This is a genomic window from Rhodococcus sp. 2H158 (genome assembly GCF_053764755.1).
Genome location: NZ_JBSNCE010000034.1, coordinates 33,648 through 60,561, shown reverse-complemented (window position 1 = coordinate 60,561; position 26,914 = coordinate 33,648). Strand labels below are relative to the sequence as shown.

Sequence of the window (26,914 nt, the reverse complement as noted above, 5' to 3'; positions counted from 1 at the left end):
ACCGCGACGACGCGGGCGATGTTGAACCCGGACTGGCCGGCGGGCTGGCCGCAGCCGAGCATCAGGTCGTCGATCTGGGTCGGGTCCAGCTCCGGCACCTTCGCCAGGGCGGCCGCGACCATCTGGGCGGCCAGGTCGTCCGGACGCACCGTCCTGAGCGACCCCTTCATCGCCCGCCCGATGGGAGAACGGGCGGCGGACACAATCACAGCTTCGGGCATCACGTGCTCCTTGTTTTGTGTTGACGCTTGGTGCCGGCCCGGACTCGGACAGGACGCCGTGGACACGACGCGACCTCGGCGACCGAGCGAACCGCATCGTCGGTGAACGATCCGCATGAGCGTTCACCTCGACCCGAATCGACTCACTTACCAAAGCCGCACTTGTGCCTGCCCGGGCGGGGCGGGCAGGCCGTCCCAGAGAGAACTGCAGCGAACTGGTCATCGAATCCGCCTGCGCTCGAACGAATCCGCCTGCGCTCGAAACCGGTTCACAAGAAGATGGCAAGGATCACATGAGCACATCCGAATTCGGTGGTGCGTCTACCGACGCTCCGTGGCGGTGATCGCATCGGCCACCGCCGCCGGGCGGGTGAGCATCGGGCAGTGTCCCGAGTCCACTTCGACAACCGTTTCGGCATGGCGGGCGAATTCGCGTTGCAGTGCCGGGGAAAAGGTCTTGTCCCGAGTGCACAGTAGGTATGTGACCGGATGGTCCTTCCACCCGAGGTCGTGTACCGCTTCTCCGAAGGTTGCCAGAGCATGCGATCCGAGCGACTCGATGAAGGGGGTCGCCTGCGCGCCTGTCGCGTCGTTGCAGAGGTGGGCTTTCGCTCCGACCGGATCCAACACCGCCATACCGTCGTCGGTGGGTCTGATGGCCGATCCCAACTGTCCCGGATCGGGATCCCGTTGCATCAACGCGGAAACCGATTCGCCTTCCTGGGGGAGAGCCGCACATACGTAGACCAGTCGAGCGACATCGTCGTTGTTTGCAGAGGCTGCGGTTATCACAGCGCCCGCGTACGAGTGGCCGACAAGTACAGCAGGTCCACGGAGGTCCTTCAAGGCCCCGCGTACGGAAGCGACGTCGGAGGCGAAGGTGCCCCCCGCACGTCGACTGGGTAGATCGATCGCAGATGCATCGATACCGCGCCGTTCCAGCTCGCCCAGAACCGGCCTCCATGCCCACGCACCGGTAAATGCGCCGTGCACCAACAACACCGGATCGCTCATGCTGTTCTCCTAAGGGCCGAATGACGATCACACTCTCGCACGGCGCCCGAGGCGCCCCTCACCCTCTGCACACCATAAGACATGTCTAGACGCATTCAAAGTCGCATGCAATCATGAATCCACTCGTCCTGAGGGATGGCCGACCAGGTAGCAGTACCCGCTTTGGATAAGGACTCCACATGACCGACAATGTCCGACAGATCTTCGTCGACGGTTCCTGGACCGATGCCGGAACCGATGAAGTAGACATCGTGATCAACCCCGCGACCGAGCAGACAATCGCTCAGGTCGGCCGCGCCTCTCGCGAAGATGCCATGCGCGCGCTTCGGGCAGCGCGGAAGGCGTTCGACGAGGGACCCTGGGGCCGCACCTCAACCCGCGAAAGGGCGGACATTTTGCGGCGCATGGGCGAGATCATGCAGCGTCGCTCCGAGGAGATCGCCGCGCTCAACGTAGCGGAAGCCGGGTCGGTGGGGTGGCAATCGCAGGTGGTCCACACCAACTTCCCGATCGATGCATGGATGGACATGGTGGATCGGACGTTGCCGGCCTACTCGTTCGAGCGGCCTCTCACACCCATGGCGGGCATGGGTGGCCTGACCCAGGGAGTGGTGCGGCAACGTCCCGCGGGTGTAGCGGCGCTGATCACAGGCTACAACTTTCCCTTCTTCCTCAACCTCTTCAAGCTCGGCCCTGCACTCGCAGCAGGGTGCACGACCGTCCTCAAGCCCTCGCCCTACACCCCCCTCGAGGCCCTCGTCCTCGGCGAAATCGCCGAGGAGGCCGGTCTTCCCGCTGGAGTACTCAACGTCCTCACCGGTGACGTGGAGGTCGGTGAACTTCTGACGACCAGCCCCCTCGTCGACATGGTGAGCTTCACCGGCTCGGATATCGTCGGCTCGAAGATCGCCACTCAGGCAGCACCCTCGTTCAAACGTGTCGTGTTGGAGCTGGGCGGCAAGTCTGCAAGCATCATCCGCGCCGATGCAGACCTCGAGAAGGCGATCGCCGACGTCCTCCTGAACTCCACAATTCAAGCAGGCCAAGGCTGTTCGCTCACCACGCGAACCTTCGTGCACCGGTCGATCTTCGACGAGGTGGTGTCCGCCACCAGCAAGGCCATGCAGGCAATGAAGATCGGCGATCCCGCCGATGCCACAGTCGAGATGGGACCCCTCATCCGTGAAGCGCAACGCGCCAAGGTCGAGGCGCTCATCGCCAAGGGCATCGAGGAGGGCGGCGAACTCGTGACGGGCGGCGGCCGCCCCGCGGGTCTCGACAAAGGCTTCTACGTCGAGCCGACGCTGTTCACCAACGTGGACAACACGTCGACCATTGCGACAACCGAATTCTTCGGGCCCGTTCAGATCATCAACGCATTCGACACCGACGAGGAGGCCGTGGCTCTCGCCAACGAGAGCCTCTACGGACTCGGTGGCGGGATCTGGTCCAAGGACGCCGGTCGCGCATACGACATGGCCAAGCAGATCCGTTCCGGATTCGTCACGATCAACGGCCAGGGCGGTTTCAACCTCGACGCTCCCTTCGGCGGATTCGGGGCCAGTGGGATCGGCCGCGAACGCGGCCCGGAAGCGATCGGAGAATACCTGCAGTCCACTACCGTGACCTGGGGATGCGGGGCCTGACAGCCGGTGTATTCGCAAGACGCGTAACAAGCCTCGAGCCGACCACTCGTAGAGCCCCTGCCCCTTACGGGCAGGGGCTCTACGGCTTGCTGTACCGAGTCGTCGACAGCCGCTCGGCCTGTCACGAAACGGAGTCGATCCCCGCGGCTGGGGTATACAGACCGGTGCGACCCGGCTGGTGACAGCCGGGCCGCACGACGGATACCTGATCTTCGCTCTGCAGTGGTCCCTACACGCCGCACGGCTCGACAGAGCCGTGGGCCGAGCCATCAGAAATCGATAACACCACGGATGTTCCTGCCCGCGTGCATATCTGCGTATCCATCGTTGATCTGATCGAGGGTATACCGCGTGGTGATCATCTCGTCGAGCTTGAGCTGCCCCTCGGCGTAGAGGTCGAGAAGCATGGGGACAGCCTCGCGCGGCGAGCTCATACCGAACAGAACACCCTGAATCCGCTTCTGGTACATCGACAATTCGAACAGATTAATCGGCATACCCGTCTCGAACGGGGACCCCTGGGCCGTCACCGCAACCGTGCCGGCCTTGCGAATCGCCTTGAAGGCGTTGTTGACGTGTTCACCCGTTATCAGACTCGTCGTGATGATGGCGGAGTCGGCTCCTTGCCCGTTGGTAATGGAGCGCGCGAATTCGGTTGCCTCATCGATATCGTCGTATGCCTCGGTAGCACCGAGTTCGAGAGCCTTCTCCCGCTTGAACGCCACCGGATCCACGGCGATGACATGGGCTGCCCCGGCGAACCGAGCACCTTGGACGGCACTCATCCCGAGACCGCCCGTCCCCATGACGATGACCACATCTCCGGGACGCACGTCGGCGGCGTTGGTTGCCGATCCCCAACCTGTCGGAACGCCGCAGGCGGCGATGCACGCAACATTGAGAGGCACATCCTGTCGAATCTTGATGCACGACTCCTCGTTGAATACCTGGTGGGTGGCGAATGTCCCGAGCATGGCTGCCGTCGGTACGTCTGCGTCACCGATATGCATACGGCACGTACCGTCGAGCTGAGCGCCCGTCATGATGAGTGCACCGTAGTCGCAGAGGTGCTGCATTCCGGAAGCGCACCAGCGACATTTTCCGCAGGACGGGACAAAGGACGTGATGATGTGATCGCCGACCTTCAGGTCCCGCACGCCCGGCCCGACTTCCCGAACGATGCCAGCGCCCTCGTGTCCTGCACAGAACGGCAGCGTCGGACACGGAACATCGCCCACCGCCATATGGTCGTCGGAGTGGCACAGTCCGGTCGCCACCATCTCGACGAGTACTTCACCCGCTTGCGGGCTGTCGAGCTCGACATCCTCGATCGTCCATTTTCCCGGCTGCTCCCAGAGAACCGCTGCACGAGCCTTCATCACTACCTCCAGAGTCATAGGTCAGTTTGTGGACGGACTTTGCGCTGCTCTGAGGTGCGGCCGGCACTCCGGCCACAACCATGGAGTTGCCGTCCCGCTCGAACACCTCGCGACAACCGGTCCCCCACCGTCTGCTCGGTGGGATCGTGCCCCCTCGCCGGCGCCAGGAAGCAGCGACAACAGTATCGTTGCCGACTCATGTATGCAATAGATTATGTGCCAATGGCTACCGTTCTTTCGGCTTAGCATTTCGGCCTCCGCCGCGAGTGGACGGGTTCGCCGTGGCACTCCGAAGTCCCCTGCAAGCGCAGGTACCTCGGGTGAACGGGCCGGTGGATCGAGTCCCCTGCGTGTCGACAAGCTTGGAAAGGTCGGTGAAACTCCCCCTTGTTCGATCAAGATTTGCATGCAAAACTGTAGATCATTAGAACGTGAGGGCCGACACAGTAGGCCCCATCCCCCAAGAGGAGCACCAATGAAGGTTCGAGTCGATGAGGGTCGATGCCAGGGCCACACTCTGTGCGCTATGGCATCTCCTGACGTCTTCCTCCTTCGCGACGACGACGGTCACGCATTCGTCGACGAGACCGCCGTGACACCCGACCGATACGACGCCATCCGTGACGCACAGGCAACATGCCCCGAGAGAGCCGTGGAAATCACCGAAAGCTGAGCGGGAGGGCTCGCCCGTTCGACATGCACTTTTCCCTCCATCAACTCGGTTTCGATCCCGAAACCGGAAGCGGACATCGACCGAAGTCTCGCGCGTATCGAACCCAGTCCTACCTCGAGAACGGAGCCACCCGATGACGAGCACCCGACCAACGGTCGAGTTCGACCATCACTCTCCCGAATTCGCCGCCGACGGCGATCGCATCTCAGCAGAGCTTCGCTCACGCTGCCCGGTCTCGTGGACCGAGTCGTACGACGGCTTCTGGGTCGTCGCCAGCCACCAAGGTGTGACCGAGTCACTACGCGACCGCGACCGGTGCTCGACCAAGAAGACGTTCACCGCGGATGGCACACCGGTAGGCGGCGTGTCGATCCCGGCGCCGCCGCAACCCTGCAACATCCCGGAGGAGACGGATCCGCCGGAGTGGGACGGCTACCGGGGAGCGCTCAACCCCCACTTCTCGCCAACCGCCATCCGCCGACGCCGTGACCGTATCGAAGCGCTCACCACCGAGGTCATCAACAAGGTCATCGAAAAGGGCGAACTCGACCTCGTCATGGACCTCGCCAACCCCGTCACCGCCCTCGCCACCCTCGACCTTCTCGGCTTGCCTCTGAACACGTGGAAGTTCTACGCCGAACCGATCCACCGAATCACCTACGAACCGTATAACGCCGAGGTTCAGGCTCAGATCGGCCAGATCTTCGTCCAGTTGCTCGACATCGTCAAAGAACGCCGCGACAACCCCCGACAGGGCCTCATCGACGACATGATCGCCGTGAAGATCGACGGCGAACACATGCCCGACGAGGACCTGCAAGCCCTCTTCTGGCTCATGCTGCTCGGCGGCTTCGACACGACCGCAACCCTGATCACCGGCTCCCTGTTCTGGCTCGACGAACACCCCGAGAACAAGCAACGCCTGCTCACCGACGACAAACTGCTCCAGACCGCCACGGAGGAGTTCGTTCGCTGGATCAGCCCGGTCGCAGGACTGGCCCGCACCGCCGCCAAGGACTTCCAGGTCGAAGGTCAAACCGTCACCGCGGGTGAACGAATGTTGATGATGTTCCGCTCGGCCAACTACGACGAAAAGGTCTTCGACAATCCCGAGGAGGTCGACCTCGAACGGTTCCCGAACCGACACCTCGGTTTCGGCACCGGCATCCACCGCTGCCTGGGTTCGCACCTGGCCCGTACCATCTTCCAGGTGGTGCTGCGTCAGGTCCTCACCCGCATGCCCGACCTGAAGATCGATCGGGCCGAATCCCACAAGATCCCCGATCTCGGAGTGGTGAACTCGTTCATCGCCATGCCGGCCACGTTCACACCCGGATCGCGGATCCCTTCCGGTGTGTGCCTGGACTAGGGGCGATGCCCGTGGAGGCACGAGGGATCGACTGCGCCGGTTGCGCACCGACCGACAAGACCGAAAATGCACCAAGACTCGGAGAAACGTCCAGTGACATCGTCGACATCCGTTAGCCCCGGCACGCCGGGCCGTGGATCGGACTGCGGTAAACCTGTCCGCCAACTCGATCGCGTGGTGATCAGATTCGCCGGGGATTCCGGCGACGGCATGCAATTGACGGGGGATCGATTCACCTCGCAGACCGCGGCACTGGGCAACGATCTGTCGACCCTGCCGAACTTCCCGGCCGAGATCCGCGCTCCGCAGGGCACTCTTCCGGGTGTGTCGAGTTTCCAGGTGCATTTCGCCGATCACGACGTGCTCACCCCGGGCGATGCGCCCGATGTGCTTGTTGCGATGAATCCCGCTGCGCTCGTGGCGAATCTGCGTGATCTGCCTCGCGGCGGCACGCTGATCGTCAACACCGACGAGTTCACCAGGCGGAATCTGGCCAAGGTCGGCTACGCCGCCAACCCGCTCGAGGACGGCTCGCTCGAGTCGTGGCACGTGCACCCGGTCGCGCTGACGTCGATCACCGTCGAAGCACTCGGCGAATTCGACTCGTTGTCCCGCAAGGACAAGGAGCGGGCGAAGAACATGTTCGCCCTCGGTCTGCTGTCGTGGATGTACAACCGGCCGACCGCCGGGACGGAAGCCTTCCTGGGCAGGAAGTTCGCGGCCGAGCCCGATCTGCTCGCCGCCAACCTCACCGCGCTGCGCGCCGGGTTCAACTACGGGGAGACCACCGAGGACTTCTCGGTGTCCTACGAGGTCGCCCCGGCGACGATGCCACCGGGGATCTACCGCAACGTCACCGGCAACACGGCCCTGGCGTACGGGCTGGTCGCGGCCGCACACAAGGCGGGGCTGCCGCTGGTGCTCGGCTCGTATCCGATCACGCCGGCCTCGGACATCTTGCACACGCTCGCCGGGCTCAAGCGCTACGGCGTGATCACCATGCAGGCCGAGGACGAGATCGCCGGCATCGGGGCCGCGATCGGGGCCTCGTTCGGCGGCGCCGTCGGGGTGACGTCGACGTCCGGGCCGGGAGTGGCGCTCAAGTCCGAGGCGATCGGTCTTGCGGTCTCGCTGGAACTGCCGCTGGTGATTGTCGACGTCCAGCGGGGCGGTCCCTCCACCGGCCTGCCCACCAAGACCGAGCAGTCGGATCTGCTGCAGGCGATGTTCGGCCGCAACGGGGAATCGCCGGTGCCGGTCGTTGCTCCGCGGTCCCCGGCCGACTGCTTCGACGCCGCCGTCGAGGCGGTGCGGATCGCCGTCACCTACCGCACCCCGGTGTTCGTGCTGTCCGACGGCTCCCTCGCCAACGGCTCGGAGCCGTGGGCGGTGCCGAGCATCGCCGAGCTGCCCGAGTCGACCGTGCGGTTCACCACCGCACCGAACGATGTCGACGACAACGGCGAACCGGTCTTCCGCCCGTTCCTGCGCGACGAGCACACCCTGGCCCGACCGTGGGTGGTCCCCGGCACGCCCGGACTCGAACATCGGGTGGGCGGGATCGAGAAGGCGCACATCACCGGCAACATCTCCTACGACCCGGACAATCACGACCTGATGACGCGGCTGCGGGCCGGCAAGGTCGCCCGGATCGCCGACGCCGTCGGTGACCTCGAGGTCGACGACCCGAGCGGGGACGCGTCGGTGCTGGTGCTGGGATGGGGGTCGACATACGGGCCGATCGCCTCGGCGGTGCGCGCGGTGCGCCGCACCGGCGTCAAGGTTGCCCGCGCCCACCTGCGTCACCTGAACCCGTTCCCCGCCAACACCGGCGAGGTGCTCGCACGCTACGAACGCGTACTGGTCCCGGAGATGAATCTCGGCCAGCTCGCCCTGCTGCTGCGTGCCCGGTATCTCGTCGACGTCCGTTCGTTCACCTCGGTACGCGGGCTGCCGCTCACGACCGCCGAACTGACCGAGGCGATCACATCGATCGCGGTGTCCGACCTCGATGCCGCTTCCCCGGAGGTGCCCGCATGACCACCGATCTCGGTTTCCCGACGAACCACCTCTTCGGCGGAACCGCCGGTGTGCCGCATCATCGCCCCGACGCTCCGAAGCAGACGAAGAAGGACTTCGCCTCCGACCAGGAGGTGCGCTGGTGCCCGGGCTGCGGCGACTACGCCATCCTCGGCGCGGTGCAGAGCTTTCTGCCCGAACTCGGACTCGCCCGGGAGAACATCGTGTTCATCTCTGGCATCGGGTGCTCCTCGCGGTTCCCGTACTACCTCGACACCTACGGCATGCACTCGATCCATGGACGCGCACCGGCCATCGCCACCGGCCTGGCGACGAGCCGACCGGACCTGTCGGTGTGGGTGGTCACCGGCGACGGCGACGCCCTGTCCATCGGCGGCAATCACCTCATCCACGCGCTGCGCCGCAACGTCAACCTCACGATCCTGCTGTTCAACAACCACATCTACGGACTGACCAAGGGACAGTACTCACCCACCTCCGAGGTCGGCAAGATCACCAAATCCACCCCCCTCGGCTCGGTCGACCAGCCGTTCAACCCGGTCTCGCTGGCCCTGGGGGCCGAGGCCAGCTTCGTGGCCCGGACCATGGACTCCGACCGCAAACACCTCACCGAGGTCCTTCGGGCCGCCGCCGAACATCGCGGCACCGCCCTGGTCGAGATCTACCAGAACTGCCCGATCTTCAACGACGGGGCCTTCGACCTGATCAAGGACCGCACCGAACAGCAGGCCCGCCTGGTGCACCTGCGGCACGGGGAGGTCGTCCAACTCGGCCCCGCCGACGATCGCCGGGTACTCGTCCGCCGCACCGGCGGAGCGATGGAGTTCGTCCCCCACGCCCAGTCGCACGGCCTCGACGTCGTTGTCCACGACAGCGCGGCCGCCGAGCCGACACAGGCCTTCGCCTTGTCCCGGCTCGACAGCCCCGAGATGACCCACGTGCCCATGGGCATCTTCCGCAACGTGGCGCGCCCGACCTACGACGACCTCGTGCGCGCCCAGGTCAGCGACTGCGTCGACAACGCCGGCGGCCCGGCCACCGACGCCGACGTCGACGAACTCCTCCGCGGCCGCGACACCTGGACCGTCACCTGAGATGCGACAGATCGCCCTCCGCCCACCACAACCCGATCCGACCCACACCGAAGGTGACAGATCATGGCATATGTGATCACCGAGCCCTGCATCGACGTCATGGACCGATCCTGCATGGAAGAATGCCCGGTCGACTGCATCTACGAAGGCGCACGAGCGCTCTACATCCACCCCGACGAGTGCGTCGACTGCGGAGCATGCGAGCCCGTCTGCCCCGTCGAAGCCATCTTCTACGAAGACGACGTCCCACAGGAGTGGACCCCGCACATCGCCGACAACGCCGCCTTCTTCGCCGAACCGCTGTCCGGCCACGCCGAGCCGCTCGGCTCGCCGGGAGGTGCGGCCAAGCTCGGTGCCACAGCCACCGACACCACCATGGTCGCACGATTCCCGTTGCGCGAGAACAACACACACTGAACTCCGGTACGTCCCGCCTCGGATTGCAGAGCCTAGCGGAAACTCGGGTGGCCCGGCTGCGCGCCGGGTCACCCACCGGGGAGAATCCGGGCAATCGGAGCACTCAGCGCAAGAGCCGGAAGACGGCCCTGATGTCGTCCACAACGGCCCGCGGCTCCTCGGCGGGAGCGAAGTGACCGCCGAACGGATGCTCTTTGGTATAGCGCACGTCGAACTGCCGTTCCGCCTCACTCGAACGGCTGCTCACGTCGAATCTCATGTACGACACTCCCGTCGGCACGTTGACCAGAGGCGTGTGCGAATGGGACGGCTGCCACGGGTTCCGTCCGGCTTCGGCGTACAGCCGGGCCGAGGTCACGAAGGTGTCGGTGAACCAGTAGATCGACGTGGTGGTCAGCAGGAAGTCGCGGGTGAATGCCTGCTCGACGTCGCCGTCGTTGGCACTCCAGGCCCGGCGCCGCTCCACCAACCAAGCCAGCAGTCCCACCGGCGAATCGTGTAGGGCATAGGCGAGGGTCTGCGGATCCAGCATGTGCACGGCGACATGACTGGCGACGCGGCGCTGGATGTCGAGGTGAGCGATCCGTGTCGACTCCGGCAGGTCGTCGGACACCATTCGCCCGGCGGTCACATCCCATGGTCGCTGACTGTTCCAGTGATCGAGTCGGGGTGTGCTCGTCAAGTGAATTCCGATGACGCTGTCAGGGTACTTGTGACCGAGTTGAGCCGTGGTCGTGGCACCCCAGTCCCCACCGTGGGCACCGAATCGGCTGAACCCCAGGTGCTCCGTCATGAGTCTGTGGATGGGGTCGGCGGCACGCCACGCATTCATGCCGGGCTGCACGAGCGGCGAAGAGAATCCGAAACCCGGCATGGACACGACAATGACCTCGAAACTGTCGTTCGGATCGCCACCGAAGGACGCGGGATCTGCCAGCGGCCGGATCAATTCGTGATAGTCCCAGAAGGTCCAGGGCCAGCCGTGGATCATGACCAGTGGGATCGGATTCGGCCCCTTGCCCGGCTCCCGCATGAAGTGCAATGGGACGCCGTCGATCTCGGTCTTGTAGTGGGTGAAGCTGTTGATCAGACGCTCTTGGGCGCGCCAATCGTAGCCGTGCAGCCAGTAGTCGACCAGACCGCGCAGATACTCACCGTTCGCGCCGTAGTTCCACTCGTCGTTCGCCATGTCGTGCGGCCAGTTGGTGGCCTCCAACCGACGCCTCAACTCCTCCAGTTTCACGTCCGGAACGGCAATCTCGAACGGCTCTGTACCCATTGCGGCGATCGACCTCCGGCTCAGCGCACCACGACCACGGATTCCCCACGGGGAACGAATTCGCCGATGACCGTGCCCGCGGGAATCTCTCCCGCCAGCAACAAACCACCGCTGGTCTGTGCGTCGGCAAGCAAGATGAGGACATCGTCGCCCACGCCGGCCTCCAGGTGCGGACGTACCCAATCGAGGTTTCGTTTGCTCCCGCCGGGAACGTACCCGTCGGCCAAGGACTCACGAGCACCGGCCAGGTATGGGACTGCGGCTGCATCGACGACCACACTGACGCCGGACGCCCGCGCCATCTTGTAGAGGTGCCCCAGCAGGCCGAACCCGGTGACGTCCGTCGCGGCCTCGATCCCCGCATCCAGCGCCTGACCAGCAGCCTCGCGGTTGAGTGTCACCATGGACTCCACGGCCTCGGGGAACTGTTCGCCTGTCGCCTTGTGCCGGTTGTTGAGGATGCCGACACCGAGCGGCTTGGTCAGCGACAGCGCCTGTCCGGGACGAGCGGCATCGTTGCGCAGTAGGCGTCGTGCGTCGGCGATTCCCGTGACGGCCATACCGTACTTGGGTTCCGGGTCGTCCACGCTGTGACCTCCGGCAACGGGACATTCTGCCTCTCGGGCGATGTCCAGGCCGCCCCGTAGGACCTCCCGAACGAGTTCGACCGGGAGAACGTCCCTCGGCCAGCCCAAGAGGTTGAGCGCCACCAGCGGTCGGCCCCCCATTGCGTATATGTCGGACAACGCGTTCGCGGCGGCGATCCGGCCCCAGTCGTAGGGGTCGTCCACCACCGGGGTGAAGAAGTCGGCAGTCGCAATAACCGCCGTGTCGCCGCTGAGCCGGACGGCGGCCGCGTCGTCCCCGTCGTCGAGGCCTACGAGGAGGTCCGACGACACCACACCGACGAGGCCCTGGACGATCTCCTCCAATTCGCCCGGCGGGATCTTGCAGGCACATCCGCCGCCGTGGGCGAACTGAGTGAGGCGATAGGACTCTGCAACAGTCATGACCACAACTGTATGCCATCTGGTGGACAGAATGGCACCCTGTTGGTGCACACAATCCGTCATGCCGCTATAGTTGGCCGCGGAGATGTCTGGGTTCCTGGTGGTCCCCCCGGTCTTCAAAACCGGTGAGATCGAGTATCTCGGTCTGGCGGGTTCGATTCCCGTCCATCTCCGCCACACTCTCGCACGACCGACGGAGGCATGGGTGCTCGACCCCGATCCACGCAGGGGGATTCCTCGCACCGACGCGCTCCTCGCTCGTCCGGACCTCGGCGAGGCCGTGGAGCGACTAGGACGCCCCACCGTCCTCGAAGCGGTGCGGACCGCGCAACGCCTCGCCCGGACCGGCGAGGTGTCACCGTCCGCCGTGCCTGAGACTGCCTTGCGCCTGCTCCCCTCCCGGGCCACGACCCTCCGGCCACTGCTCAACGCGACGGGCGTCGTCGTGCACACGAACATCGGTAGGGCGCCGCTGTCGGACGCGGCCGTCGAGGCGATCGTCGCCGCAGCGGCATACGTGGACGTCGAGTACGACGTGGCAAGCGGCGCCCGCGCACAGCGGGGCCGCGGGACGCTTGCCGCGTTGCGCGCGGCGGTCCCGTCCGCGGGCGACGCCCTCGTGGTCAACAACGGTGCTGCCGCCCTCGTGCTCGCGACGACGACCCTGGCCGCCGGGTCCGAGGTGCTCGTCAGCCGCGGCGAGATGGTCGAGATCGGCGATGGCTTCCGCCTCCCGGACCTCCTCGCTTCCACCGGAGCGCGCCTGCGCGAAGTCGGCACGACCAATCGGACTCATTTGCGGGACTATGCCGATGCCCTCGGCCCGGACACGGGTTGCATCCTGAAGGTGCACCCGAGCAACTTCAAGATCGATGGATTCACCGCCTCGGTGGGTTTGGCCGAGCTGTCCGGCCTCGGTGTGCCGGTGATCATGGACATCGGTAGCGGTCTGCTGCGCCCCGACCCGCTCTTGCCCGACGAGCCGGACGCGTCCACGTGCCTGGCGGAGGGGGCTTCCCTCGTCACGGCGAGCGGGGACAAGCTTCTGGGGGGCCCGCAAGCGGGAATCGTGTTCGGCCAGGCCGACATCGTGCAGCGAATGCGGCGCCATCCTCTCGCGCGGGCCCTGCGCGTCGACAAACTGACCCTAGCCGCCCTCGAAGCGACTCTTCGCGGACCCGCACATCCGGTGATGCGGTATCTCCACGCAGATCCGACGCGTCTGCGTGAGCGGGCCGAGCGGATCGCGGCGTCCGTGGGGTGCGACGTGGTTTCCGTCGACGGCGCCGTCGGCGGCGGAGGGGCGCCGGGTGTCGTGCTTCCCGGATATGCCGTGTCGTTGCCGGCCGCCTGCGCCGAGGCTCTTCGTCACGGTGATCCGGGTGTCGTGGCGCGCGTCGAGCGGGGCCGCTGCCTGGTCGACCCGAGATGTGTACCGGAGGCGGCAGACGCCGCTCTGACGACCGCCGTGCGCGTTGCGCTGGCTGCTGTGAGTTGATCATGCACGTGATCGCGACCGCCGGGCACGTCGATCATGGCAAATCGGCTCTCGTCCGTGCTCTCACCGGAATCGAGCCGGACCGATGGACCGAGGAGCACCAGCGCGGCATGACGATCGACCTGGGCTACGCCTGGACCAGGCTGCCCTCCGGTGCGGACCTTGCCATCGTCGACGTCCCAGGACATGAGCGTTTCGTCTCGAATATGCTTGCGGGACTTGGGCCTCTACGCGCCGTTCTGTTCGTCGTCGCCGCGGACGAGGGCTGGCGACAGCAGTCCGCCGAACATCTCGCCGCCGCGGATGCACTGGGAATCGAACACGGCCTGCTCGTCATCACCCGAACAGACCTGGCGGATCCCCGTCCGGCGCTGCGTGAAGCGCGCGACGCGCTGGCTCGGACGAGCCTTCGCGATGTGCCGGCCGTCGCAGTATCGGCTCTCACCGGAGAGGGAATGAGCGAGTTGCGGAGCCGCCTCGACGATCTTGTCGGTTCCCTTCCACCTTCGGACGTCGAGGGCCCGGCCCGGTTGTGGGTCGACCGCTCCTTCACAATCCACGGCAGTGGCACAGTGGTGACCGGCACCCTGAGTCAGGGAACCGTCGCGGTGGGCGACGAACTCCTGCTCAACGGGCGTCGGGTGCGGGTTCGAGGTGTGCAGTCGCTCGGTAAGCCACGGACCCGGGTGAAAGCAGTCGCCCGCGTAGGACTCAATCTACGGAATTTGGCAGCCGGCGCCGTCGGCCGCGGGGACGCCCTGGTCACGCCCGGGGGATGGCGCAGCATTTCCGTCCTGGATGTACGCATGAGCGCGGACCCGCGCGAATCCGCCCGGGAAGTCATGGTGCACGTGGGGACCGCCGGCATCTCGGCTCGGGTCCGTCCTTTGGGCGACGACACCGCACGGCTGACGCTACGTACTCCCTTGCCTTTGACGGCGGGCGATCGGGGTATCGTCCGCAATCCCGGGGCACACGACTCGGTCCAGGGCTTCGTGGTGCTCGACATCGATCCACCCGCCCTGACTCGACGAGGAGCGGCAGCGAAGTGGGCCCAGGCGCTCGCGCAGGCGCCGCATCGGCCGGACTTGCAGCGTGAGGTTTCACGACGCGGAGCCCTGCATATGGCCGACGCCCGGGAATTGGGAGTTCTGCGGTCCGGCCACGAAGAGCCCTTACCCGACGGCGTCATCGCCTACGGCGATTGGCTCGTCTCTCCCGAGGCACTCGCACAGTGGCGTCAGGACCTGGTGAAGGCGCTGGCGGAGCGAGCCGAGACAGAGCCGCTCGACCCGACGCTCAGTGTCGGCGCGGGCCGGGCTGCCATCCACCTCCCCGACCCGGCCCTCATGCCGCTCGTGTTGGCGGGCGTCGACGTCGAGGTCATCGACGGGCGGCTACAGGCACCAGGTGTGGTGCCGTCGCTGGGTCCGGCCGAGCATGCGCTTCGCGCTCTCGAGCAACGACTCGCCGCCTCTCCGTTCGCTGCACCGGAACGCGGCGACCTCACGAATGCGGGCCTGGGTTCTCGCGAGATCGCCGCGGCGATCCGGCTCGGTCGCGTGATCCGAGTCGGCCAAGCCGGGCGCGACGACGTCGTCCTGTTGCCTCTGGCTCCCGCGCAGGCCATGCGCGTCCTCGCTGCCCTACCCCAGCCGTTCACCACGAGCGAGGCCCGCCAGGCGCTCGGCACGACCCGGCGGGTAGCGCTGCCTCTCCTCGAACATCTCGACGCGCGCGGATGGACGCGGCGAATCGATGCAGGGCACCGCGTCGTGGTCCGCTGAGATCGAGAGCGATCCCGATCACGAACCCCGAAGAACGGGTTCGAGGGTGTCGAGGACGGCGGAATCCTCGATGGTCGCCGGAACCACCGGACTGCCTCCGTCAGCCATTTCGCGCATCGTTCTGCGCAGAATCTTGCCGGAGCGCGTCTTCGGCAGTGCCGAAACGATGTCGACCCGGCGGAGCGCAGCCACCGCACCCACTTCCGTCCGGACCCGATCGACGAGCTCGTCACGAATGCGAGGGCCGTCGGCCTCGCCGTCGATTCCCGACTTGAGCACCACCAGAGCACGCGGCACTTGGCCCTTGAGGTCGTCGCGAACCCCGATGACCGCGCATTCCGCCACCGCGTCGTGTCCCGCGAGCGCGGCTTCGAGGGAACCGGTGGAAAGCCGGTGCCCGGCAACGTTGAGCACGTCGTCGGTCCGACCCATCACGAACAGATAGCCGTCCTTGTCGATGTAACCGCCGTCGCCGGTGAGGTAGTAGCCCGGGTACGTCGACAAGTACGAACTCACGTACCGCTCGTCGTCGTGCCACAAGGTAGGAAGGGTGCCCGGCGGCATGGGCAGCTTGATGCAGATCGCGCCCTCGGTACCCGGTTCGACCTGTCGGCCGTCCTGATCGAGAACGTGCACGTCGTATCCCGGAACAGGCTTCGTCGGCGAGCCTGGCTTGACCGGCATGAGTTCGATCCCCCTCGGGTTGCATGCGACCGGCCACCCGGTTTCGGTCTGCCACCAGTTGTCGATCACCGGTACACCGAGCGTCGATGTGGCCCAGTGGTAGGTGTCCGGGTCGAGACGCTCACCGGCGAGGAAGAGTGTGCGGAACTCGGACAGGTCGTGCCCGGCGAGAAGATTCGCCTGCGGATCGTCCTTCTTGATGGCGCGCAGCGCGGTAGGTGCGGTGAAGAGGGCCACGGCTCGGTACTCGGACGCAACGCGCCAGAATGCACCGGCATCGGGAGTGCCGACCGGCTTCCCCTCGTAGAGGACGGTCGTAGCCCCGGCCAACAACGGCCCGTACACAATGTACGAGTGGCCGACCACCCAACCGACATCGCTTGCGGTGAACATCGTCTCGCCCGGTGCGACGTCGTAGAGATTCTCCATCGACCACCGCAACGCGACTGCGTACCCGCCACTGTCGCGATAGATGCCCTTCGGCTTTCCCGTCGTACCCGACGTGTAGAGGATATAGAGAGGGTCGGTGGACGCAACCGGCACGGGGTCGGCACCTGCTGCGGCCGCCTCGCTCGATTCCCACTCCGCCCAGTCGAGATCGCGTTCTCCCAGTTCGACGCGCCCCTGCTCTCTCTGAAGGATGACGCAGCGTTCCGGTTTCCGAGTCGACCGTTCGATCGCCTCGTCCAGAAACGGCTTGTAGTGCACTACACGGGACGGTTCGATTCCACACGAGGCGGAGAGGATCACCTTCGGTGCAGCGTCCTCGATGCGCAGGGCGAGTTCCTGAGGTGCGAATCCACCGAAGACGACCGAGTGGACAGCCCCGAGCCGGGCACACGCGAGCATCGCGATGGCAGCCTCTGGAACCATCGGCATGTAAATCAGTACGCGGTCGCCCTTCTCGACGCCGAGTCCACGTAGTCCACCCGCGACGGCACGCACGCGCGCCAGCAACTGCGAATAGGTGATTGTCGACTTCCGGCCCGTCACCGGTGAGTCGTAGTAGATGGCCGCCTGCTCGCCTCGGCCCGCCTCCACGTGGCGGTCGACCGCGTTGTAGCACACATTGAGTTCACCATCCCAGTACCAGCGATAGAACGGGGCGTCGGTGTCGTCGAGGATTCGTGTGGGAAAGGAGATCCAGTCGATGGATCGGGCAGCCTCCGCCCAGAAGGCAGACGGGTCGGCGAGGCTCTGCTCGAAGGCACGAGCGTAGTCACCCCGGGGTGGCTCGGAAGTCACATGCATGTTTTCGCAAACCTTTCGAGTGCGTCGATGTGTTGACTCACGGAAGTGCAGGCCGGGTCTCGAATTTGCATCCAATCTGCAGCGGTGCTGATGGTTCGGAACGAAAAGTGCGTGCCACCGACGATCTCGAACGCGGTCAGGCGACGCTCCCACTCCTTCTCGCCGGCGGTGACGTCCACGACCGCCTCCAGTCCGAAGGTGGCGGGATCACGGCCGTATCCGGCGACGAGATCGAGGACGACGGGAGCCTGCTCGAAAACCTCGGGACGGGTCGATCCCCACATGAAGCCGTCCCCGTGCCGCGCTGCCCGCTTAAGGGCAGGCAGGGCCTTACCCCCGCACCACAGCGGAATCGGCACCTCGGGTAGCGGTAGGATTCCGGCCCGATCGACCCGGTGGAATCGGCCCTCGAAATCGATCACAGGCTCGGTCCACAGCCTGCGCAGAAGCTTCATCTGCTCGGTCAATCTCGGACCGCGGGTGTCGAAGTCCTGACCGAGCGACTCGTACTCGGTGTGGTTCCACCCCGTGCCGACAGCCAGCCGAATCCTACCCCCGGAGAGCAGGCTCACCTCTGCGACCTGCTTCGCCACAAGCGCGGTCTGCCGCTGCGGCAGGACCAGGACTCCCGTGCAGAATTCCAGGGTGCTTGTCAATGCAGCCAGGAAACCGAAAAGGACCAACGGCTCGTGAAACGGATCCTTCTCGTCATAGGGTCCGGTCAGTGGGGGTTCCCGTGACTCCCGGACCGCGCCCAGCACGTGATCGTACGTGACGAGGTGATCGAAGCCGAGCCCTTCGACCGCCTGGACGTAATCGCGGACAGCGATCGGATCGCTTCCGACCTCCTGCGTCGGCAGAACCGCACCGAACCTCATGGGCACACTCCTTCCTCTCCCGCGGCTGCAGCATGCGAAGGATCAGCTCGACCCCAGAAACGTCCACATAGTCGACCATTATGCATGCAGGTATGCTATCGCAGCCCCGACTTCGACAGCTGTGAGGTCATCCGCCCGCTCGGTACGCGCCGACCGTACCTCCTCCCCTATTGCCCTTGCAGCCGATAGCATGCAAAATTGCCGAATATCACGCTTGCAGCTGAGGAGAGAACAAGTGACGATCGATTGGAACGCACGCCTCCAACTCATGTGGGACCGCCAGGAGATCGAGCGGGTCCTGTACACGTATTGCCGGGGGGTCGACCGGCAGGACCTCGAGGTTCTCAAATCCGTGTATCACTCCGACGCCATCGATGAGCACGGCTACTTCGTCGGCAATGCCCACGAGTTCGCCGAGCACGTACTCGAGCGCATGGCAGTAAACGTGTCATACGGGCAGCATCAGGTGACGAACCCGCTGATCGAGGTCGAGGGAGACAAGGCCATCTGCGAGTCGTCGTACTGGGGCTACCACAAGGTCCCCGCCGGCTGGGAGTCCCTGTCCACATTCTTCGGCGAGAAATACGCCGAGCGGGCCAAGGAGGAGGGGACTCTGGACAAGCCACACGAATACCTCTGCGGTGGAAGGTATCTCGACAACTTCGAGCGACGCGACGGCGTGTGGCGGATTGTGCATCGGCGCATCACGAACGAGTGGAACCAGACCGGCCCGTCGACCGAGCAAACCGAGGGGTCTCGCGCGGCCCTGACCCTCCCTGGAAAGCGCGACAAGACGGACCCCGTCTACTCGCTCAGGATATAGCCGGCCGCGCGACAGCTGAACCCCATCCGGGCAAGGACACGCCCGGACTCTCACCGAAGGAGCTCGCTCACCGATGGCCGTCTCGCGCGTCCTACCACACGTCTTCAGTCCCGTGAAGGTCGGAACTCTCGACCTCACTCAGCGCGTCGTCGTCCCGACACATGCAGGTGGGGGCGGCTCGTTGACCGGTCCGGGCCCACTCTTCGAGCGCTTTCTGGCGTACTGGAAGACACGCATCGACGGCGGCGCCGAATGGATCGGCGGCAGTCCTGCCTTCGTGGCCAGCCCCGCCAATCCCGGTTTCGAGGCGACCGGAGTCGGCGCCAACCAGGCGGGCACGATTCGCACAGTCAACTTCGCCTCCCGGCTCGCCACTTTCACCGATATGGTCCACTCGTCGGGAGCCTATGTGACGCAACAGTTCCTGATTCAGGGAGGCACACCGCTAGGCCCGTCCAATGCCCTGTCGGGATTCTTCGAACACAGGATTCCCCACGCTACGTCGCTCGAGGAGATCAACTGGCTCGTCGGCGAGTACGCCGCCAGCGCAAAGATCGTCGCAGACGCGGGGGTCGATGCCCTCGAACTACACGCATGTCACGACGACCTTCTGCAATGGTTCCTGTCGCCCTTCACCAACAAGCGTACGGATGCCTATGGCGGGAGCCTGGAGAACAACCGACGCCTGGTTCGCGAGATCGTCGAACGGATGCGGGACAGTGTCGGACGACCGATCACCCTCGGTCTGCGCCTGAACCTCGAGGAGACGGTGGAAGGCGGCCAGGATGTCGAATACGTCCAAGAACTGGTCAGCGCGTTCACGGCAGACGGGACTGTCGACTACTTCAGCTTCGTCGCAGGGGACAACTGGGGGCGCTTACCCTATATCCAGCCGGGCTTCTTCAAGGAAGGCGAGTGGGCCCCCACGTGCGGACGCATCAAGGAAGCGACCAATCTTCCGGTCATCTACGTCGGTCGTGTCGCATCCGTCGAACGCGCCGAGGAAATTCTGGCCGCCGGCCAGGCCGACCTGGTGGGGATGGCCCGCGCGGCTATCGCTGATCCCATGTTCCTTCGCAATGCCCGCGAGGGTCGCAGTCGAGAGACGCGACACTGCATCGGCATGAACGAGTGCATCGACCGCGGGATGGCCGAGGGCATGTCGTTCGGCTGCGGCATCAACCCGCGGGCGGGTCGGGCGGAATATCCCGATTCGGCCCCGGCCAAGGAAGTCAAGAACGTCCTGGTCATCGGTGGCGGCCCCGCAGGCACCGAGTTCGCCGCTCAGATGGCCGAGCGTGGTCATCACGTCCGCCTGTGGGAGGGCGAATCCGCGCTCGGTGGTCAATTCGCCGCAGCCGGACGCCTGCGTATCCATGGGGATCACTATCCGGACTGGATCCAGTGGCAGGGTGCACGACTCAAGTCGCTGGACGTCGACGTCGTCTTGAACAAGTTCGGGACTGCCGCCGATGTCCTGGCCGCCGAAGCAGACATCGTCGCGGTCGCGACAGGAGCCACACCGCGTCGCCCGCTGGCCACCGGCCTCGACCAGCCCAACGTTGTGACGGCGTACGACGTCGCGCGTGGGGTCGCGGTGCCGTCCGGCCGGGTCGTACTTCTCTCGGAGGACGACCGCAGCCTGCCCCTGACGGTAGCCGACCACATCGCGTCGCTGGGGTTGGACGTGACCGTCGTTCATGCCTCGCCCGGCCCCTCATCGCTCGTGAGCAAATACACGATCGGCGCCATTCTGGCGCGTCTGGATGCCCAGGGCGTCAAGACGATACCCAGTGCGAGGCTGACGGCTGTGAACGGCAGGTCGATCACGTTGTCCCACATCTATAGTGGTCGAACGTGGGATCTGACCGACGTGGACACCGTCGTGCTCGCGTGCGGCTCTGTCCCAGAGGACGGCCTGTTCCACGAACTGAGCGGTGTTCATCCAGAGGTGCACCTCCTGGGTGATGCCTATGCTCCCCGGCGCGCGGCATTCGCCACCCTGCAGGCGCTGGAACTGGCCGAGCTTCTCAGCCCGGCTGAATGAGCCGACGACACACCCGGCAGCTCGGGTCACCGAATCGGTGACCAGAGCTGCCGGGTGACGTAATCGAAGCTCTTGCGAACTGCAGGACTCCACTTTCGCGCCGAATTCCCGGATGTGGTGCCGAGTCGACCGCAATTCCCGGCCTCCCTGCGGCGGGGCGACTCAAAGGCATTGTGGTCGACGTCCGCCGGACCGCTCCGCACCCGCAGGGATCTTTCCGACCGAAGCAGCCATGATCCGGATCGCCGGTGCGGTCTTGTCATCGCCTGTTCGGGCCCGTCAGGAGTCTCCTGTTCCGGCATGGACTCGGAGTTGCCGGGCGCGCTGTAGCCGAGTGGTCCGAGACGGCAACGGCCGCCGCAGTATTCCTACATCGGGAATATTGCGGCGGCCGTCGGGACAACTCTCGTCGGAAGCGGCGTGTCAGTGGGACTCGGCGCCGTCGAAGCCGACCTTGCTCAGTCGAACCGACCGGTTGTCTCCGTTGTCCTTGATCGCCACCTGAAGGATCTGCAGGAGCACCGCGTCAGGGACCAGACAATCACTGCATGCATCGGGAAGCGCCTCGAGAACGACCTCGATGCTGTCCGGCATGCTTTCACCTACCTTCAGAATGTAGCCGTCCGCGCCCAGGCTCGGCCGGATCGTCTCGAGAGCCTTCTCGACAGCCATGTTGCTCATGATCTCTCCTCGCATCAAGTGTGAATACATTATTGCACACAATTTGAGGAATGGAAGCCCTGCGGGTGCCCTGCCAGGACAGGGCACCCGCGACTCCTCATGGCTGGGAGAAGCGCTCCCGAATCTCGTCCCACGACGCCGGCAGCTTTACCGCCTTGGTCAGCGGCCTACCTTGAATCTGGTTGGAAATGTAGGCCCGTGACTGGTTGCGACCAGGATTGCCCGCGACCACGATGTCGAATGCATCCGGCCCCAGGGTGCCCCGCACCATCAGTTTCTCCTCGATGGCGTACCGGTATTCCTCGGGGGCGCGGCCGTCGTCGGCGAGCAGACCCCAGTCGAAGTTGCGCCCGCTCACTCCGCGCGCATATTCCTGCACCCATGCGGCATCGATCACGAGATTCTCGTAGAGGTACTGCTTCACCCGGTCCTTGGTCCATCCGTCGGCCGCAATATTCCGGGCGATAGCCGGTCCGAGGATCACCAACGGGAACTGCCCACCGTTGAGGTAGGTGTACCCAGCCCATCCGCCGAGCGCCTCGGCGGCGGTGCGCGCGATCACCCTGAGATTGTCGTCCGCCCGTTCACCGCTGCTGTAGATCGGAGCGCTGATCGCGGACACGCTGCGCAAGGTGACCGTGGTGTCCTCGAGCCCGAAGCCCCGATCGACCCGTTGCGGGGCCCAGCCCAGCTCATTCGTCACCTCTTCGTCCTCCGCGAGTGCGACGTTGAACGTGTAGGAGATCGCTCCCTTGTCGGACTCGTCGGGGTAGGGCCGGAAGCCTGCCACATTGCGCATGTACAGGCGCAGGAACCGGCCGACAGAAGTGTTGGCGCGGTTGCCGACGCGCAAGGCACCTGCACCGGAGTTGAAGCCCAGCTGCCTTACCAGCGGCCCACTTATCGTGATGAGGGGCTCCCAGCCGGGCGTACTCCCAGCGTCCTCGACACCGAATGCCCGATCGGCCAAAGCCTCCACAACCGCAACGAGAATCGGCATGTATTCGGGACGGCATCCCGCCATCACACCATTTACCGCGACCGACAGGACCGTTGCCTCGGTATTCGACGAGCGCAGGTTGCCCAGCGAGGTGGTGGCAGCGAGATCTGTGCATGCCAGGAACGCATCGACGCGCTCGCGCGTAGGCGGAACGATGGGCAGACCCTCGGTCCAGCCCCGCCTCGTGAATTCCTCCAGGACCTCGTCGTAGTCGCCGGTGAAAACCACTTCGCCGGCGGCTATGTGCTCGACCGATCCGTCGACCGCTGCCGCTCGATCGCTGAGCAGTGCATCGAACATCGCGGGCACCATGGCGTTGGCGACCTTGGCATGGAAGTCGATGTCGGAGTCGGCCATGATCACACCCGGGTACACGGCCAGTGGTACCCCGGCGATTCCGAACGCCTTGGCAGTCAGTTCGGCCATCGGCACGAACTCACTTCCGATCAAACCGACCGAGGGCAATCCTGCACGCTCGATCGAAACGCAAGCCCGCAACACGGCAGGCGTGCAACTGCCTCAAGCACCGACGCCGACGATGGCGGCGTCGAACTCCTGGCTCTCGAGGCTCTCGGCGAGGCGCTCCAGAGCCTCTTCACCTTCCTCCGCGGGACCGTGGAAGTTACCGAACTTGTCGGGATCGAGGAATGTCACATCCGCGAACCGCTCGTGCGCTTGTTCCATGAACCGGGCGAACATCTCGTCGCCCCGAAACGCGTAGTCGAACACGAATGCGATCCGCTTACCCGACAATGTCGACAAGCGCGGAGCCAGGCTGCCTTCCTGCTGCCTCCGTTCCCCGAGCGGCGCGAGAACGGAGAACTGCGGCGACGAGTGACTTTGATCAGACCGTGAATTCATGAAACTACCCTATCCATAGACATTGTTGTGTGAAGTACCCCGGAGAGATCCGTCCGACCGGCGCCTCACGCGCAGCGGATCCCGGAGGTCGTCCTCACCCGTCGCCACCAGCGGTGTCGAAGGTTTCACATCTTCGCCGCGACGGGAGAGGGATCCGGGCCGGGACGCCGGTTCGCTGTCGGTCGGAGACCGCCTGTCACCACTCGACGGGAAGGGAGTGCACACCCCAGACGAAACCGTCGTGCTTGTAATCCAGCTCTTCCTCGGGGACGGCGAGTCTCAGCGTGGGGATTCGCTCCAGCAGGGTCTTGTACGCGAGCTCCAGTTCGGTGCGAGCCAGGTTCTGACCGATGCACGAGTGCATACCGATGCCGAATCCCATGTGGTGAACGCCCTTCGGCCGGTCGAGCTTGACCTTCATGGGCTCGGGGAAGACGTCCGGATCGTGGTTGGCGCCGGCGCCCAGGGGAAGGATTCCTTCGCCGGTCTTGATGAGCTGGCCTCCGACTTCGATGTCTGCGGTGGCCATGCGGATCATGACGGCGTCCGTGACCGAGTGGATTCGGAGGAGCTCGTCCACCGCGCGCGGCCACATGTCCGGGTTGGCCAGCATCGTCGACCGGAGGTCGTCGTCAGTAAGCAAAGAAAGGACGCCCATCGAGATCTGATTTGCGGTCGTCTCGTGGCCGGCCACCAGGAGCTGGAGGGTGAGATTGACGATGGTGTCATAGGTGAGTTCGCCGTTGCGGACATGCTCGATGATGAGACGGCCGATCAAGTCGTCCTCGGACGGCGCGTCCACCTTCCTCCTCACAATTCCATGAAGGTAGTCGACGAGGCTGTCCAAGGTGGCCTTGAACTTCTCCGCGGTGGTTTGAGTCGAGAGCATGACCCCGGTCACCTCTTCGAAGAAGTGGTGATCCTCGTAGGGAACCCCGAGAAGGTTGCACGTGACCAGGCTGGGGACCGGAAGGCTGAATGCCTGCTGCAGATCGGCTTTACCACCCAGTTCCAGCATATTGTCGATGGTGAGGTCGACAATCCGCTGAAGCTCACCCCGATTGGAGAAGATCCTGCGCGCCGTGAAGTCGGGCGACATCATCCTGCGCAGCCGACCGTGCTCGGGCTCGTCGAGGTACTCCAGGTTGCCGTCCTGAGTCAGGGCGATGACGCCCTTGCGCTGTTGCGGGAAGCCCGGCGCCAGCTTGTTCGCCGTGGTTCTCTCACCGTCGTGGAGCACCGCCTTGACATCCTGGTACCTCGTGACGGCCCACACCTCGGTCCCGTTGGGGTACTGCACCTTGACGGGCTTGTCGTGCTCGCGCCACTGCGCGTACTCGTCCGGAGCAGAGAACGGGCACTTTCGACGAGCGGGGAACGCAGGGATGGTTGCAGCAGTCATGACTCTACCCAATCTGTAGGGAGGAGGACGGGTGTGTGCATATTATTTTGCATGATATCGAGCCGAGCGTAGGTTGAACAGACCGGTGAGCTCACGCACCGGTGTAGTGACCTTTCCGCTTGTTCTCGAAGGCATCGATGGCTTCGAGCAGATCCTCGCTCTGCATGGTGCCGAGCTCGAGCATCAGGCCGAGATCCAGCACGCCGGTCGATTGCTGAGCCAGTGCAGCATTCAACGTGCGCTTGGTCCCCTGAACGGCCAGGGGTGGGAGTTCCGCCAGCCGGCGAGCCAGATCCCTGGCCAGAGGCAGCACCTCGTCGGGAGTCTCCACCAGGTCCGAGACCATGCCCATGGCATAGCCGTCCTCGGCCAACACCGGATCCCCGAAGAGCAGGTGCCGCTTGGTGCGGATGAGCCCGACACTCGGTGGCCACACCACCGCTCCGCCGTCCCCCGCGACCAGCCCGATCTTGACGTGCGAGTCCATGATGCGGACCCCCTTGCTCGCCACGACGACGTCGCACGAGAGCGCGATGGTGGATCCCAACCCGACCGCATGACCCTGCAGGGCCGCGATCACAGGAACCGGCACCTCGAAGATGGTGCGCAACAGTTGCCTGCCGTCGAGGGAGCCCCTCTCGGCCCCGACCGGATCTCCGTTGCGTCGCTTCATCATCTCGAAGTCGCCACCCGCGGAGAACACCTTGCCCCGTGCGCCGAGTACGACGGCGCGGATCCCCTTGGTGAAACCGAGGTCGGTGAGCGCATCGATCAACTCGGGACGTACATCCTCGTCGATGGCGTTCAGTCGCTCCGGACGCGACAGGATGATCTCGGCAACCCCCGCATCCTCGGCGACCTCGATCGTCTTGTACTTCGTCATACGTCGGCTTGCCTTTCGAAAGCGGCTGGTGCGTCTTCGCATCCGGCCTCGGGCCTCAGATACGAGACCGCCGTTACGGCGATCGTTTAGGCTATTCTGCATACAATCCTTCATCAACGCAATGAGGCCGATCATTATGCAAGAGCTTTCCCTAGCCGCCCTGAGCCTGATCGGATCGCATCCCGTGGACGCCATTCGAGCCGCAGGCAAGGCAGGCTTCCAGTCCGTGGGGCTTCGCTTGGCCGCAATTCCGGGAAGCGGCGTGGACAACGATCTGCTGGGCAATGCGACGGGCATTCGCCAGGTGCGCCGCGCCCTGGACGACGCAGGAGTGCAGCTCTTGGACGCGGAGGTGTTCCGCTTCAGCCCCGCGGACGGAGTACTCACTCCCCGACAAGCCATGCTCGAGACTGCAGCCGAGCTCGGAGCTCGTTCTGTCGGGGTCACCAGCTACGAACCCGACCTCGGCCGCAATGCCGACCTTCTGGCCGAACTGGCAGGAGCCGCCGCCGAGTACGGGCTGTCCTGCGTGCTGGAGTTCATGGGTTTCAGTGGCGTCAAGACCCTCGACGATGCACGAACCGTCGTCGATCGGTCGGAAGCCGAAAATGCTTACATCCTCGTCGACACCCTGCACTTGACCAGGACCGGCGCAACCGTCAGCGACCTGTCCGCACTCCCTCCGCGATACCTCACCGTGGCCCAAATCTGTGACGTGAGTCGTACCGGCGCCGAGAGCGACCCGGTCAAGGCGCGCGCTGAGGCCATATCGGCGCGACTCGACCCGGGCGCGGGCGTACTCCCGCTGGTAGAGACGATTCGGGCACTGCCCGCCGATCTCCCCCTGAGTATCGAGGTGCCGCGCCCCGACGGGCGGACGCCGGACGAGCACGCCGCCGCACTGATGGCAGCGGCCACGACCGTTCTTGCCGCGGTGTGACAGGGGACGTGCCGCTCTTCCAATATGCATGCAATAG

The 26,914-nt window shown here is 65.0% G+C and carries 22 protein-coding genes and 1 tRNA gene; 12 read left to right on the top strand and 11 right to left on the bottom strand.

Annotated features, from left to right (window positions below; translation table 11 throughout):
- Together ACWPOB_RS25295 and ACWPOB_RS25290 are read right to left on the bottom strand one after the other, a co-directional pair.
- The coding region (locus ACWPOB_RS25295; RefSeq protein WP_455402495.1) for a thiolase family protein at positions 1 to 221 on the bottom strand (221 nt) is incomplete at its 3' end.
- 321 nt (positions 222 to 542) lie between these two features.
- The gene (locus tag ACWPOB_RS25290; RefSeq protein ID WP_455402494.1) at positions 543 to 1,235 is read right to left on the bottom strand and encodes an alpha/beta fold hydrolase; all 693 of its coding nucleotides are present in this window, start codon (positions 1,233 to 1,235) and stop codon (positions 543 to 545) included.
- A 179-nt stretch (positions 1,236 to 1,414) separates the two neighbouring features.
- On the opposite strand from ACWPOB_RS25290, the gene ACWPOB_RS25285 reads away from it, so the two are divergent.
- Positions 1,415 to 2,881, top strand: coding sequence for an aldehyde dehydrogenase family protein (locus ACWPOB_RS25285; RefSeq protein ID WP_100054854.1), 1,467 nt, complete (start codon positions 1,415 to 1,417; stop codon positions 2,879 to 2,881).
- Between the two features lie 269 nt (positions 2,882 to 3,150).
- Here ACWPOB_RS25285 and ACWPOB_RS25280 read toward each other — a convergent pair whose 3' ends face one another.
- Positions 3,151 to 4,260 carry an NDMA-dependent alcohol dehydrogenase gene (locus ACWPOB_RS25280; RefSeq protein ID WP_455402496.1) on the bottom strand — a complete coding sequence of 370 codons (1,110 nt, stop codon included), beginning with the start codon at positions 4,258 to 4,260 and terminating at the stop codon, positions 3,151 to 3,153.
- Between the two features lie 214 nt (positions 4,261 to 4,474).
- On the opposite strand from ACWPOB_RS25280, the gene ACWPOB_RS25275 reads away from it, so the two are divergent.
- The 5 genes from ACWPOB_RS25275 (at position 4,475) to fdxA (ending at position 9,853) form a co-directional block, all read left to right on the top strand.
- The gene (locus tag ACWPOB_RS25275) at positions 4,475 to 4,933 is read left to right on the top strand and encodes a ferredoxin (RefSeq protein WP_455402493.1); all 459 of its coding nucleotides are present in this window, start codon (positions 4,475 to 4,477) and stop codon (positions 4,931 to 4,933) included.
- Entirely contained in the window at positions 4,881 to 6,302 is a 1,422-nt protein-coding gene (locus tag ACWPOB_RS25270; protein ID WP_455402492.1) for a cytochrome P450, read from the top strand. The genes ACWPOB_RS25275 and ACWPOB_RS25270 overlap by 53 nt, the downstream gene beginning before the upstream one ends.
- A 66-nt stretch (positions 6,303 to 6,368) precedes the next feature.
- On the top strand, positions 6,369 to 8,342 hold the full coding sequence (locus tag ACWPOB_RS25265; protein ID WP_455402491.1) for a 2-oxoacid:acceptor oxidoreductase subunit alpha: 1,974 nt from the start codon (positions 6,369 to 6,371) through the stop codon (positions 8,340 to 8,342).
- Positions 8,339 to 9,436, top strand: coding sequence for a 2-oxoacid:ferredoxin oxidoreductase subunit beta (locus ACWPOB_RS25260; protein WP_165037578.1), 1,098 nt, complete (start codon positions 8,339 to 8,341; stop codon positions 9,434 to 9,436). Before ACWPOB_RS25265 ends, ACWPOB_RS25260 begins: the two co-directional genes overlap by 4 nt.
- Before the next feature lie 63 nt (positions 9,437 to 9,499).
- Complete coding sequence (gene fdxA / locus ACWPOB_RS25255) at positions 9,500 to 9,853, top strand: ferredoxin (protein ID WP_165037577.1); 354 nt, start codon at positions 9,500 to 9,502, stop codon at positions 9,851 to 9,853.
- A 103-nt stretch (positions 9,854 to 9,956) separates the two neighbouring features.
- Here fdxA and ACWPOB_RS25250 read toward each other — a convergent pair whose 3' ends face one another.
- Complete coding sequence (locus ACWPOB_RS25250) at positions 9,957 to 11,132, bottom strand: epoxide hydrolase family protein (RefSeq protein ID WP_100054860.1); 1,176 nt, start codon at positions 11,130 to 11,132, stop codon at positions 9,957 to 9,959.
- 20 nt (positions 11,133 to 11,152) lie between these two features.
- Entirely contained in the window at positions 11,153 to 12,142 is a 990-nt protein-coding gene (selD, locus tag ACWPOB_RS25245) for a selenide, water dikinase SelD (protein ID WP_100054909.1), read from the bottom strand.
- Between the two features lie 81 nt (positions 12,143 to 12,223).
- Here selD and ACWPOB_RS25240 point away from each other — a divergent pair.
- The 3 genes from ACWPOB_RS25240 to selB all read left to right on the top strand — a co-directional run bounded on the left by ACWPOB_RS25240 (position 12,224) and on the right by selB (position 15,427).
- A tRNA-Sec gene (locus ACWPOB_RS25240) sits at positions 12,224 to 12,319 on the top strand.
- Between the two features lie 28 nt (positions 12,320 to 12,347).
- A complete protein-coding gene (gene selA / locus ACWPOB_RS25235; protein ID WP_377439094.1) occupies positions 12,348 to 13,640 on the top strand; it encodes an L-seryl-tRNA(Sec) selenium transferase in 1,293 nt (430 codons plus the stop codon).
- 2 nt (positions 13,641 to 13,642) lie between these two features.
- Positions 13,643 to 15,427, top strand: coding sequence for a selenocysteine-specific translation elongation factor (gene selB, locus ACWPOB_RS25230; RefSeq protein WP_100054910.1), 1,785 nt, complete (start codon positions 13,643 to 13,645; stop codon positions 15,425 to 15,427).
- Positions 15,428 to 15,445: 18 nt separating this feature from the next.
- Here the strand turns inward: selB and ACWPOB_RS25225 are convergent, their stop codons facing one another.
- Entirely contained in the window at positions 15,446 to 17,362 is a 1,917-nt protein-coding gene (locus ACWPOB_RS25225; RefSeq protein WP_100054861.1) for a propionyl-CoA synthetase, read from the bottom strand.
- Complete coding sequence (locus tag ACWPOB_RS25220; protein WP_100054862.1) at positions 17,353 to 18,240, bottom strand: LLM class F420-dependent oxidoreductase; 888 nt, start codon at positions 18,238 to 18,240, stop codon at positions 17,353 to 17,355. Before ACWPOB_RS25220 ends, ACWPOB_RS25225 begins: the two co-directional genes overlap by 10 nt.
- A 235-nt stretch (positions 18,241 to 18,475) precedes the next feature.
- On the opposite strand from ACWPOB_RS25220, the gene ACWPOB_RS25215 reads away from it, so the two are divergent.
- Together ACWPOB_RS25215 and ACWPOB_RS25210 are read left to right on the top strand one after the other, a co-directional pair.
- Positions 18,476 to 19,063: a nuclear transport factor 2 family protein gene (locus tag ACWPOB_RS25215; RefSeq protein WP_072636757.1), complete on the top strand. Its 588-nt coding sequence runs from the start codon at positions 18,476 to 18,478 to the stop codon at positions 19,061 to 19,063.
- 73 nt (positions 19,064 to 19,136) lie between these two features.
- Entirely contained in the window at positions 19,137 to 21,110 is a 1,974-nt protein-coding gene (locus ACWPOB_RS25210) for an oxidoreductase (protein WP_377439085.1), read from the top strand.
- A 423-nt stretch (positions 21,111 to 21,533) separates the two neighbouring features.
- Here ACWPOB_RS25210 and ACWPOB_RS25205 read toward each other — a convergent pair whose 3' ends face one another.
- The 4 genes from ACWPOB_RS25205 to ACWPOB_RS25190 form a co-directional block, all read right to left on the bottom strand.
- Entirely contained in the window at positions 21,534 to 21,791 is a 258-nt protein-coding gene (locus tag ACWPOB_RS25205; RefSeq protein WP_100054865.1) for a hypothetical protein, read from the bottom strand.
- 97 nt (positions 21,792 to 21,888) lie between these two features.
- A complete protein-coding gene (locus tag ACWPOB_RS25200) occupies positions 21,889 to 23,652 on the bottom strand; it encodes a UGSC family (seleno)protein (protein ID WP_455402490.1) in 1,764 nt (587 codons plus the stop codon).
- 196 nt (positions 23,653 to 23,848) lie between these two features.
- Complete coding sequence (locus ACWPOB_RS25195) at positions 23,849 to 25,054, bottom strand: cytochrome P450 (protein WP_387435812.1); 1,206 nt, start codon at positions 25,052 to 25,054, stop codon at positions 23,849 to 23,851.
- A 91-nt stretch (positions 25,055 to 25,145) separates the two neighbouring features.
- Positions 25,146 to 25,937, bottom strand: coding sequence for an enoyl-CoA hydratase/isomerase family protein (locus ACWPOB_RS25190; RefSeq protein ID WP_072636763.1), 792 nt, complete (start codon positions 25,935 to 25,937; stop codon positions 25,146 to 25,148).
- 121 nt (positions 25,938 to 26,058) lie between these two features.
- Between ACWPOB_RS25190 and ACWPOB_RS25185 the strand changes: the two genes are divergently transcribed.
- The gene (locus tag ACWPOB_RS25185; protein ID WP_455402489.1) at positions 26,059 to 26,877 is read left to right on the top strand and encodes a sugar phosphate isomerase/epimerase family protein; all 819 of its coding nucleotides are present in this window, start codon (positions 26,059 to 26,061) and stop codon (positions 26,875 to 26,877) included.
- The last annotated feature ends 37 nt before the right edge of the window (positions 26,878 to 26,914 follow it).